At 42.1% G+C, this 12,487-nt stretch carries 10 protein-coding genes; 3 read left to right on the top strand and 7 right to left on the bottom strand.

From position 1 onward, the window contains the following. Positions 1–819: 819 nt before the first annotated feature. From C900_RS28370 to C900_RS11670, 5 genes are all read right to left on the bottom strand, one after another. Entirely contained in the window at positions 820–2,988 is a 2,169-nt protein-coding gene (locus tag C900_RS28370) for a PAS domain-containing protein (protein WP_009580076.1), read from the bottom strand. Between the two features lie 464 nt (positions 2,989–3,452). After that, positions 3,453–4,034: a NifU family protein gene (locus C900_RS11685; RefSeq protein ID WP_009580074.1), complete on the bottom strand. Its 582-nt coding sequence runs from the start codon at positions 4,032–4,034 to the stop codon at positions 3,453–3,455. A 50-nt stretch (positions 4,035–4,084) separates the two neighbouring features. Next, complete coding sequence (locus tag C900_RS11680; protein ID WP_009580073.1) at positions 4,085–5,506, bottom strand: dicarboxylate/amino acid:cation symporter; 1,422 nt, start codon at positions 5,504–5,506, stop codon at positions 4,085–4,087. 14 nt (positions 5,507–5,520) lie between these two features. Continuing rightward, complete coding sequence (gene aroC, locus C900_RS11675; protein ID WP_009580072.1) at positions 5,521–6,600, bottom strand: chorismate synthase; 1,080 nt, start codon at positions 6,598–6,600, stop codon at positions 5,521–5,523. A 21-nt stretch (positions 6,601–6,621) separates the two neighbouring features. Continuing rightward, positions 6,622–8,082: a BatD family protein gene (locus C900_RS11670; protein WP_009580071.1), complete on the bottom strand. Its 1,461-nt coding sequence runs from the start codon at positions 8,080–8,082 to the stop codon at positions 6,622–6,624. Positions 8,083–8,222: 140 nt separating this feature from the next. On the opposite strand from C900_RS11670, the gene C900_RS30600 reads away from it, so the two are divergent. Then, positions 8,223–8,408 (top strand): hypothetical protein, encoded by a 186-nt coding sequence (locus C900_RS30600; protein ID WP_040496600.1) that lies wholly within the window; start codon positions 8,223–8,225, stop codon positions 8,406–8,408. Between the two features lie 156 nt (positions 8,409–8,564). Here C900_RS30600 and queG read toward each other — a convergent pair whose 3' ends face one another. Continuing rightward, entirely contained in the window at positions 8,565–9,518 is a 954-nt protein-coding gene (queG, locus tag C900_RS11660) for a tRNA epoxyqueuosine(34) reductase QueG (protein WP_009580070.1), read from the bottom strand. Positions 9,519–9,565: 47 nt separating this feature from the next. Then, positions 9,566–10,594 (bottom strand): Holliday junction branch migration DNA helicase RuvB, encoded by a 1,029-nt coding sequence (gene ruvB, locus C900_RS11655; RefSeq protein WP_009580069.1) that lies wholly within the window; start codon positions 10,592–10,594, stop codon positions 9,566–9,568. 117 nt (positions 10,595–10,711) lie between these two features. On the opposite strand from ruvB, the gene C900_RS11650 reads away from it, so the two are divergent. Together C900_RS11650 and C900_RS11645 are read left to right on the top strand one after the other, a co-directional pair. Continuing rightward, complete coding sequence (locus C900_RS11650; protein WP_009580068.1) at positions 10,712–11,743, top strand: FAD:protein FMN transferase; 1,032 nt, start codon at positions 10,712–10,714, stop codon at positions 11,741–11,743. Continuing rightward, positions 11,743–12,480: a class I SAM-dependent methyltransferase gene (locus C900_RS11645; protein ID WP_009580067.1), complete on the top strand. Its 738-nt coding sequence runs from the start codon at positions 11,743–11,745 to the stop codon at positions 12,478–12,480. The genes C900_RS11650 and C900_RS11645 overlap by 1 nt, the downstream gene beginning before the upstream one ends. Positions 12,481–12,487 lie beyond the last annotated feature (7 nt).

The following is a 12,487-nucleotide window of genomic DNA, read 5'->3' as shown; positions in this document are numbered from 1 at the left end:
ACTTTTTGTATAGAATTATGAAGAAAGATCCAGATGAAATCGGGAACGATGAGCTGGATCTTTCTTTTATGTGAAGATGGCCTAGCCATAAAAAGCAACTTCAGATGCTAAAGTCTCATCATGTAATATTCATTTTGGCGCTTATCGGGAAGGTTTCCACGACTTACCCTCAAAAATTATCAGTAGGTCAGGTTGCTGATACCGTAATTTGTAAAAAAATACCATCGCAGTCTTAAAGGGTGATAAACAATATCGTAAGCAAGAGAGAATAAATGAGCAGGAGCTGGAATATCGTTTTAGACTGGGAGTAGCATTCCAGGAGATGCTGTTCACCCGGCTAAATGTAGCCCACGATTCAACACTAAAAGTATGTGGCTGGTGGGAAAATGAACTGATACTTACTTAACGTGAGTTCGATATAAAATGCTTAAAACCTTAAAAAAAGGTGGTCATCCTATCCCGAAGGCTTTAAGGCTTTCGGGAGAAGGATCTTCCTAAGTTGCTGGCAGTATCCTTGAACTTAGTAAGATTCTTCGTGCCTCCCCGAAGCAAGTTAAGCAAGTTCGGGACAGGCAGAATGACTTTAAAGGAGGTTTTTAGGGTATTTTAGGATACGAATACAATTTAATCGGTTCTACTATATCGAACTCACGTTACTTAGTGTCTCTAAGAAAACGCCAATGTCTGCGTTATGCTCGTCCCAAAAATGCTCATCCCCGACAACTGTAACAACTGTGCGGGACTCCGCTTTTTGGCGCTTCGCAAGCCTTGATCTTAACGTTTTCTTAAAACCACATAGAGTTTTTTTACAAACACTACTTAACGTTTACCCTTTAGTTTGACTATTTCAGCAGTTAGTTGTTCCACTTTCTCCATGGCTTCTTTACGCTCTGTTACATCTCTGGATATTATTGAAGTACCTATAATATCGCCTGCATCATTTTTTATCGGATCACAAAATACTTTCAGCGCTATGCTCTTACCGGATACTTCACGGTCCTCTTCTATTGCAAAGCTTTCTCCTGCCAGAGCTCTGTCATACCTTTTCTTCCATAGATCCCGGGTCTTTTTATCAAGCTTGTCCAGTATATATTCTCCTGGTTTCAACGAAATATTCTGATCCTTATATCTTTGTTGGATCACCTTGTTGGCTACCAATACCCGGTATTGGGTATCGATTGCAAAATAGGTGTCAGTAGAACTGTTGATCATAGCATCCAGAACAAAACCCTTCTCTTTCAGGGCGATCTCCATCTTTTTCTTCTCAGTAGCATCTCTGGAGAACACTGAAACACCAACAATACTGCCGGCTTTGTCTTTTATTGGATGAATAGAATATTCCCTCCAGGTGTCCTCTCCACGTACCGAGCTTTTTATCGTGAAATCGAGCCTTTCTCCTGCCAAAGCCCGATCGTAATAGCCTTTCCACTCATCTCTCACGCTACCGAGCATTTCCACAGCATTTGCGCCCTCTTGCATACCTTCATACTGGGTGCCACGATACCTTTCTTTCTGAACATCATTCATGATGACAATTTTATAATTCCGGTCCATGGTTATAATGGAGTCTGATGTATTGTTGATCAGCGCATTCAGGTTAGCTTCTTTGTCGGTAAGTTCCTTCTGAGTTCTGGCCATTTCCTCCTGGGTGGCCTGCATCTCCTCCATATTTTGCCGCATCTCTTCTTCCTGAGCCTGCATTTCTTCTGTCATTTGTCGCGACTGTTCCAGGAGTTCTTTTGTAGTTTGGTTGGTTTTTACACTAATTACTGTGGAGGCGATACTTTCTCCTACTTTCTCAAGAAATTCGATGTCTGTCTGGCTAAATTCTTCAAAGGAGGCCATTTCTATGACCCCTACCACTTCTTCATTCGACTTGAGGGGAACTATTAGCAAACTGTTCGGATTTGCCAGTCCCAGGCCTGAGGTGATGTGGATATAGCCTTCAGGTACATCCAGCATATAGATGGTCTCTTTTTCAATGGCCGACTGACCTACCAGCCCCTGCCCTAACTCTATTCGTTTCTCCAGGTATTTTTTTCTTTCATAAGCCCGACAGGCCATTAGCTCCAGGTACTTCTCATCGGTGCTTTCATCTTCATTTATTATAAATATACCACCTTGATTGGCCTTCATATAACCCACCAGCTTTTCAATGACCTGATCGCATAGCTTATCCAAATTGTCGGAGTTGTTTCTGAGGATTTCACCGATTGACGCTAAACCCACGTTTACAAATTTTTCCTTAGCTTCTCGTTCTGCTGCCTCTACAAGGCTATCCCTCATGTTCATAAGAGACTCTCCAAGCTTATCTGGTTTATCTGCATTATAGGCAGCAACGAGGTTGCCCTGGCTAATACTGTTGGCAAAATTGATGTTGGTATCCATGAGCTTAAGCTGCTCTTGCATATTCAGATAGCTGATACCGGATTCTCTTGTTTGCCCTTTTTGCAGTTGAGCCCAGAGCATGCAAAGGCCTGCATATATCATTAGTATACCCAAATGAATAACAACATTCCTATAGCTTAACGGAGGTACATTTTCCAGGTATCCATCCAGTTCCGAGCCACCTAGTTGGAAGTAGAAAAGAAGTAAGAAAGTGATAATTGCGTAAATGATGGCTGGTAGGAGCACTCGCCAGTCTTCATAGAAAAGTAGCACAGTTAGAGATACAAAATAGAAGAAGTGCATCTCATACATGCCATGCATTTGTATGATAAACTGTACGGTAAAATTCCAGAACAGAAAACTGATCAGCATTCTGAACAGCAGTTTACCAGGAATAAGTGTTCTTCCGAGGTAGTAGAGGCCGAGACTTGCTCCCCCCATGACTATACCAAACCCCCAGGAGGAGTAGAATATTGATAGGAATAATCCCAAAATAAAGTAGCCAATCATGAAATACCTGATGATCCCATCGGCTTCCTTATGTACTTTATTATGAAATGGTTGTAATTGCTCTTCTGAAATCTGTCCGGTGCCTTGCATTTACTATTATATTTTTATAGAAAAACAGATCGTAATCTAATAATTTTTAAGCGTATAATGTAGGTGGAACTGCAAATAATTGCAATTAAACACGAATTCCCGAAGTTTTTTTAAAGTGGCATTTAAAATATCAGCCAAAATGCCGGTAAACATGGCGAAGAAAAAATACACTTCTTTGGATTGCCATAGCTTATGAGGAATGCTTATTCCTGGAGGATGCCATCTCGAGGTAACCAACAACTTTTTAGTTGATTTTTGTGACTAATGACATTACGTTATCATTAACCACGGGAGAAACAAAGGAAACAGAGATCGCAAACTACCACGTCATCCTGGAATTTTCGCAGAGCCTTTGAGAGAAGAGGATTCTGTTGAGTAAGTATTCAGCCTTTATGGGTGAGATGTAAAGCAGGCCAAACTTTTGACTTCTCAGGTCTCCAACGCCTGGCCTATAGTCATTACTATCAAACGCCCTCAGCTTCTACTGCCTGTACTTCCGGCAGCATGCGCTTGAGTAAGTTCTCGATTCCCGCTTTGAGCGTAACAGTTGAAGAGGGACAGCCACTGCAGGACCCCTGTAGCAATACTTTTACAACTCCTTCATGGTATGAATGAAAAGCAATGGCTCCACCATCCTGCTCTACGGCAGGCCTTATATATTCATCCAGAATACCTTTGATCTTCTTCACCGTCTCGGAATCATTCTCATCGAAAAGCTCTTCTTTGTTTATTTCGTTGATGATTGGTTTGCCTGATTCCAGGTATTTCTGTATATGCTCTTTTATTTTATCCTTGATCTCCACCCACTCAACATCACCTTTTTTAGTAACGGTGATGAAGTTGCTCATATAGAATACCCTGTCAACAAACTCAAATTCGAAAAGCGCTTCTGCCAAAGGTGCATCTTTTGCTGATGTTCTATCAGGAAAATCATAGCTCATCCCTTCAGGTAGCAGCATATAGTTAGCCACAAATTTTAATGAGTTTGGGTTTGGATTTGACTCGAGGTATAGGTGTACGGCTCTTTTTGTGTTGTTACTGTTCATATCAAATTTTCTTTTTTCCAGGGGGATCACCGTCCCCGGATATTGTAACGTTAACTGTACTTTGGTAGTTCGCCTTCAGACTTGGCAATAAGAGTAGATACCGTTGCATCACCGGTTACATTCACCACTGTTCTGCACATATCTAATATTCTGTCTACCGGGAAAATAATAGCTATCCAGGCCGGATTAAGGCCTACCGATTGCAACACGATGATCATCATTACAAGCCCGGCGCTTGGCACTGCTGCAGAGCCTATTGAGGCCAATGTGGCAGTAAGCACAATAGTAAGTTGCTGGCCAACGGTAAGGTCTATCATATGGAGTTGCGCCATAAATACTACTGCCACCGCCTGATATAGGCTGGTGCCATCCATATTTACAGTGGCGCCCACAGGAAGTACGAAGCTGCTTATACTTTTTGAAACACCCATATTATCTTCGACACACTCCATGGTAACAGGAAGCGTAGCTGCACTGGAGCTGGTTGAGAACGCCAGGAATTGTGCCGGGCTGATGTTCTTGAAGAACTCCTTATAGCTGAGTTTCTTTACAAAGGCAGTTGCAATAAGTGGATAGAAAACAAAGATCATAAAAAACAGCCCTATCAGTAGCGTAACGGAATATGAGCCCAGTCCTTTGAATATCTCAAATACCTCTGCCGGAGTATCAGCCATTTTAGCAATTACGCCCGCCAGTAGTGCAAAAACAAAGAATGGAGCAGCACGCATCACGATATCCACCATTTTTAAGAATACCTCATTAGTGCCATTTACAAAATCAATTACCGGCTTAGCCTTGTCTCCGGGTATCAATGCTAATGTAATGCCGAAGAAAATAGCAAAAAAGATAACCTGCAGCATCAAACCATTGTCAGATATTGCCAACACAATATTTTCGGGTACCATTTCTACAAGAAACTGCAACGGGCTGGATTGCTGCGTTTTTTTTGCGCTTTCCATCTTTTCGGCCACATTGGCGTTCTTTTTATCAATCGCAGCGAGTTCATCTCCTGTTGTAGCCTCTTCAACTTGCGATCTGAATTCCGGGTCAGTTAGAAAATGTCTTCCATCTTTTGGTTCGGGTACACCCGGGGTTTGCTGAACCCAGCGTTCGTATGATATTCTGTTTTTTACTCGCTGATTTTCCTCCAGAAATGTTCCTGGTTTGATAATATTTACCAGTAACAATCCCATTCCTACAGCTATCACAGTGGTGATCAGGTATAAGCCCAATGTTTTGGCTCCAAGCCTGCCCAGTTTGGAGATATCACTTAATCCGGAGACTCCGCTGATAATAGAAAACAATACCAATGGCACGGCTATAAACTTCAACAGGCGAATAAAAATAGTGCCGAACGGATCGATCCAGTTAATGGTAAATTCATTCCAGCCCAATGAGCTGGAGATAAAAGCCCAGATGATACCGGCTACTAATCCTATAATTATTTTAACGTGCAGAGGTAATTTCTTCATAGGTAGCGTAAAAATTAGTCGCGCAATTTAGTGGTTTGGTTAATCAAATAAAAATCGGCCAGTACAAGTGCTGCCATTGCTTCCACTATTGGTACTGCCCTTGGCACTACACAGGGGTCGTGGCGGCCTTTTCCACTTACAGTAGCGGGGTTTCCCTGGCTGTCGATACTTTCCTGATCTTGCATAATAGTGGCAACCGGTTTAAAGGCTACCTTAAAATAAATATCTTGGCCATTTGAAATACCTCCCTGGATGCCTCCGGAATAGTTGGTTTTGGTTTTTACCTTATCTTCCTCCTGGTAAAAAGCATCATTATGTTCAGAGCCTTTCATTTTCACCCCTTCGAAACCACTGCCATATTCGAAGCCCTTCACAGCATTGATGCTAAGCATCGCTTTGCCTAATTCGGCATGAAGCTTGTCGAATACTGGTTCGCCAAGTCCGGCAGGCACTCCTGTAGCTACGCAGCTAACAATTCCTCCTATGGTGTCTCTGTTTTTTCTGATGCTATCGATCAGCTCGATCATTTGATTGGCCGCTTGCTCATCAGGGCACCTGACGATATTGCTTTCTGTCTGTGAAAGGTCCAGAGACGGATAGTCCGGGGCTATGATATCACCCACCTGTGATACGTAAGCAGATATTTTTATACCTTTGGTAGCCAGGAAACTTTTTGCTATGGCTCCCGCTGCCACACGGGCGGCTGTTTCTCTCGCACTACTTCGGCCACCACCACGATAATCGCGAATACCATATTTCACATCGTAAGTATAGTCTGCATGCGACGGGCGGTACTTATCGGCAATATGGGAGTAATCCTTACTTTTTTGATCTTTATTATGGATCACCAGGCATATAGGTGTGCCTGTAGCTTTTCCTTCAAATACTCCTGAAAGAATCTCAAAAATATCATCCTCACTACGTTGCGTGGTTATTTTAGACTGCCCTGGCTTTCTTCTGTCCAGTTCCTGCTGAATGAAGCTTTCATCAATATCAAGGCCCGCAGGGCAGCCATCGATCACCACACCCAGGGCTTTGCCGTGAGATTCACCAAAAGTGGATATTTTAAATAATGTGCCGTAAGAATTTCCCAATGTATTTTATATGATGGTAGGTTACTTCTTGAAAATAATGACCGCAGTCGTTGCTAACATAGCCAAAATTAAGATGTTGGCAAAGATTTTGATCCATTCAAAACTATCCGTTTTGCGTAATTTGTTGTCTTCGTACGATATCCTGTCGTAAAAGGAACCCAGGTCATTTGATTGTATGGCAACATTCTTTCGGCTTTCTCCGCTTACTTCTACTATTTCTTTGGACATCAGCGTATCATAGCGCGCAGTTTTAGGGTTGAAAAATATCCATTGAAAATAGTCCTTAAATTCGTATCGACCCGGCTCTTTCGGGATACCAAAATAGCTGAAGGATTTTGATCCTGTTACAAAGTTATTCTTGCGGTTGATGTTCTGTTTGACGTTGGGAGCATAAAAATCAAATTCCTCACCCCCGTCTACCTGAGGCTTGCTTACGGAAGAAATATTCCCTTCGCCATAGATGTTAAATTCATAGGTAAAACTCTGTCCTGTTTCAAGATAGGTGGTATTAATCCTTTCATCCAGGCGGTAGTCTCCGACAGCTACCAGGTCTTTGAGCGGGTGTGGAGGCAGAGGTTTAACCTTTACCGTTTTTGCTTTGCTATAGAATTTTTTGAAATCCTCTTTTCTATTCTGTCCAAAAAACGAAGGATTTTTTGCTACCTTATATTTGATCATCTCCAGTCCTACAGACGGAAAAGTAATGTTCTCACTGTTTAAGGGGTAAAATACTGCCTGATAGATCTTGTATTGTGTATACCGTTCACCATTGATGTTGATGGGCTCTCCGTTGATGTTTTCAATGTTGAAGTTTTCTTCCCAGGCGTTTTCAGGACGTATGTCTTTCAGGATATCTGACAGTTGTTTTCCCAGGTTATGAAATTGTAGTGGCGCCCGGTTGTTATCTGATACATAAAATGATAGTGTGGTTGTAATGCCCTCCCCCACATATACTTCCTTTTTATCAGTGGTTACAGCCAGAAAAGCATCTTCTTCGATATCAATAAATTCGGTGTCTTTGTTACGACCAAAGAAATTATCAGCAGGGTCATTGTCAAAAAAGCTCTTGAAGGGATCTCTCTGCTGGCGTTGAACCGGAGGGCCAACCTTAATTGTTTTGCCTGGTGAGCTCAGGGTTTTATCGTTTACCTCTATTTCGAAAGGCTTAAGGGTAAAGGTACCCTGCCTGGTGGGGATATACGACATAGTCACACTTTGTGACGAAGATATCTGCCCATTGATAATCTGTGTGCTGGACGAGGAGGAAGTCCCTCGCATCTGAAAACCGTCTATTTCAGGAAAATCACCATAGTTTTTCAGCCGCTCATTAGAAGCGGTAATGGTTATGGTCCAGACCTGGTTTTCACCTATTTCATTCGGCCCTAAGGCGATACTAATTTCCTGTGCATAGGCCAGCTTTACTCCAAAAGTCGAAACCAGGATCAACAATAAAATTCTTAATCTTCTGTATATCAAACCCATAGCTTTTGTCAAACCTTATCCTCTCTTTAACGTACAAATTTATGTCAATCTTTTAAAATGAAGGAACTTATTTGTATATTAAAGGTGTAAGAATGTGATAAACATAAAAAGCGCGAAATTTAAAAAACTTTTAACTGCTTATGTTAGAATACGTTAAGACAATTCTTACGAAAGTAAGTTTTGATCCGAAGCTCTTCGAGAAAGAGCTGAGAAAGGCTATCAAGACGTTGATAGCAGACGAGGTTCGAGAATTAAAGAACTGGTGCTACGCCCAATTTCATGACCAACATGAGAAGGTTTTACAAAGATGTTTTGTAATGAGTTAATGTTAAATTATTAAAAAATTTATTAAAGCCCCGTTCCCAGCGGGGTTTTGCGTTTTTGAGTAGTCTTCCGGAGCAGATATTACCAACAACCGATCATCCCTAGCTAAGCCTTACTTTTTTGCACTATCTTGACAACTGCTTGTTACCCAAGCGCCTTCACTCATTATTAGAATTGGTCGCTACTGGATTCTCTCTAATAAATTTAATGTTTCTCATGAGCCCCTCATACTTTGTCCTTTTTACCGCGGACTTTCTGAAGATCTCATTGAATACTTCATAGGTCATTTCCTGCCAATCATTTTTGTTCATCGATTTGAGTTGTTCGTGAGGATCAAAGGCGGGCTCATTGTGCGGCTTTGAGAATCTGTTCCACGGGCATACATCCTGGCATATGTCGCACCCAAAGGCCCAGTTTTCGAACTGACCCTTAAAATTATTTGGGATTTCATCTTTTAACTCAATGGTGAGATAGGAGATACATCTGCTGCCATCCACTACATAAGGCTCAGGAATTGCATCTGTGGGGCAGTGATCCATGCATGCGGTACAGGACCCACAATAATCCTTCACCGGACCGTCATACTCCAGTTCCAGATCAATGATCAGCTCGGCCAGGAAAAAGAAGCTCCCGCTCTGTTTGTTAAGTAAGAGGCTGTTCTTTCCTATCCATCCTGCACCGGATTTTTTAGCCCACGCTCTCTCCATCACGGGAGCTGAATCTACAAATGCCCTTCCTCCCACTTCCCCTATTTCAGTGTGTATGGCCGTCATGAAATCTTTGAGCTTCTCTTTGATGACAAAGTGGTAATCTTTGCCATAAGCATACTTGGCTATTTTGTAGGAGTTGTTACCGGCAATATCTTCTTTGGGGAAATAGTTGTACAGAAGTGTTACCACTGATTTCGCTCCGGGCACCAGTTCAGTAGGGTCTAGTCTTTTATCAAAGTGGTTTTCCATGTAGCTCATTTTTCCATGAAATCCTTTTTTTAACCACTCATCAAGTTTTGGAGCTTCTTCGGTAAGAAATTCAGCTTTGGAAATACCACAATACATAAAGCCCAGCTCTTTGGCCTTTGATTTTATAAATGCTGTATTTCGGGAAATATGCATGTATCAGATCAATTGTTTCGGGGAGCTTTAGTAAGCCCTTGATCAAATTAATCAAATAGTCCCCTTGCGCGCCCCGGAGGCACAATTTTAAGGTGCTTATAGGCCAGTTCAGTGGCTTCCCTGCCTCTTGACGTTCTTTTAATATAACCCTCCTGTATCAAAAACGGTTCATATACCTCCTCAATGGTTTCCGCTTCATCACCGCATGCTGTGGCAATAGTGGATAGTCCTACCGGCCCGCCTTTAAACTTCTCAATAATGGTAGAAAGAATGCGATTATCCATTTCATCAAGACCATGCTCATCAACATCCAATGCTTTTAGTGCCATCTGAGCAATGTCCATCGTAATGGTACCATCGCCTTTGATCTGAGCAAAGTCACGGGTCCTTCGCAACAGGTTGTTGGCAATTCGCGGGGTCCCGCGACTTCTGCGGGCTATTTCATAGGCGGCCTCTTTAGTGACAGGCGCTTTAAGAATATCACATGACCGTTGAACGATAGTGCATAACAGATCGGCATCATAATATTCCAATCTGGCATTGATACCAAAGCGGGCTCTTAACGGACTGGTTAGCAAACCTGCTCTGGTGGTAGCGCCTATCAATGTAAAGGGCGCCAGTGATATCTGGACAGTCCGCGCACTGGGACCGGAATCAAGCATGATATCGATCTTGAAGTCCTCCATAGCAGAATAGAGGTATTCCTCCACTACCGGGTTTAGCCTGTGGATCTCATCAATAAAGAGCACATCATTATCCTCCAGGTTGGTAAGCAGGCCAGCCAGATCGCTGGGTTTGTCCAGAATAGGGCCGGAGGTAACTTTGATATTAGTTTGTAGTTCATTAGCTATTATATGAGAAAGAGTGGTTTTTCCTAAGCCGGGAGGGCCGTGAAGTAATACATGATCCAGCGATTCACCTCTCTTTTGGGCTGCTCTTACAAAGATCTTAATATTCTCTACTACTTTACCCTGACCCGTGAAATCCCCGAAACTCAGAGGCCTGAGGGCCTTTTCTATTTCTTTTTCCGCCGGGCTTAAACTGTCTCCCTCTCCCCTTAAATAATCTTCTCGCATATATTACTTTCGATAAGTCAAATTGACCCGTGAATTTAAAATATTATCCGCAATTAATGACTCTAAATTAAGCATTACGCTAGGCAATTTCATTAATTTAGCGCCAAATTTTGGATTATGAGCCTCCGCTATAAAAATATTATCTATTCTGTTATTCTGATACTGGCTGTTTTTCTGGTGTGGAAGTATCGGCAGTCCAAACAGACGCCGTTAGTAGCCTTTACAGGGAAAACAATGGGCCCAATAACTTATAATGTGAAATATTTCGATAAAGATACGCGGAATTTTAAACCACAGGTTGACTCACTTCTCAGGATCTTTAATCAATCTATGAGTACGTATATCCCCGAATCGGAAATATCACAGTTTAACAGAGATACTGCTTTTCAGTTTGGCCTTCCTTTTTTTTACGCGGTATTGCAGAATAGTCGTGAATTGTACGGGTTAACCAAAGGAGCATTCGACCCAACAGTAATGCCACTGGTAAATGCCTGGGGTTTTGGGCCAGAAAAGCGGATGAAGCAGGACAGTAGTTATATCGATTCACTCAGACAAATTGTCGGCTTCGACAAAATAAAATTTGATGGATCAATGGCCTGGAAAGAAGACCCGCGTGTACAGCTTGATTTCAGTGCCTCTGCCAAAGGCTATGGAGTAGATGTTGTAGCAGATTTTCTTACCGAGCAGGGTGTTGAGCATCTTTTCGTTGAAATAGGAGGAGAAGTGATAGCGAAAGGTAAGAATATACAACTGAATGCGCCCTGGCGTGTTGGTGTTCTGCACCCTGATTCCGATGAGATCAACCAGTTTTACATTGCCATTGCTTCACTTGAAGACCGTGCCATGGCCACTTCTGGGAATTATTTTAACTACTATGTCGTAGATGGAGTAAAATATTCGCATACTATTAGTCCATTTACAGGCTACCCGATCATTCACCCCTTGTTAAGCGCTACTGTGTTTGCTGAAGATTGTATGACGGCTGATGGACTGGCAACAGCTTTTATGGTGATGGGACACGAAAAAGCCATTGAAATGCTGAATGAAAATCCTAATCTTGATGCTTACCTGATCTACACTGATGCAGACGGAGAATTGACAACCTATGCAACAGCGGGAATAAAGGATAAAATAAACCCTGTGAAGTAATGGAAGAGAAATTAGAATGGTTTGGAGAGTGGTTTGACTCGCCCTATTATCACATTTTGTATAAGCACAGGGATTATGAAGAGGCTAAAGAATTTCTCGATAACCTTGTGCAATATTTGCATATTACTGAGATGCACAAGGTACTGGACCTGGCTTGTGGAAAGGGGAGACATTCTATTTATCTGAATCGAAAAGGCTTCGATGTAGTAGGTGTAGATTTATCGGAGCAAAATATCGACCATGCCGGGACGTTTGAAAATGAAAGGTTACACTTTTTTATTCATGACATGCGGGAAGTCTTTGCAAGCGGGCAGTTCGATTTCATACTGAACATGTTCACCAGCTTTGGGTATTTTGAGTCAGAGGTGGAAAATGAAAAGGCGATTTGCGCTGCGGCTGAGGCCTTGAAGCCAGGCGGGAAATTGGTTATAGATTTTCTTAATCCTTATGTTGTAGTACATAATCTTGTACCCTCTGAAGATAAACAGGTAGAAGGGATCAATTTTAGGATCAACAGAAAGCTGAGTGGCGATGGCTATATTGTAAAAGACATTCAATTCAGAGACAATGGTCATCATTATCATTACCAGGAAAGGGTAAAAGCCATTAGACGTATAGAATTTCTGGATTACTTTCGCAAAGCAGGGTTGAGGCTTGTGGAGATATTTGGAGACTACCACCTGAACGCATACCAAAAGGATAGTTCAGAGCGAATGATCTTCATCGTACAAAAATAATACGCCA

The sequence above is a fragment of the Fulvivirga imtechensis AK7 genome, from assembly GCF_000331535.1.
In the GTDB taxonomy this organism is placed as follows: domain Bacteria; phylum Bacteroidota; class Bacteroidia; order Cytophagales; family Cyclobacteriaceae; genus Fulvivirga; species Fulvivirga imtechensis.
Note: the sequence above shows the minus strand (reverse complement) of the source record. Positions and strands in the feature narration are given on the sequence as shown.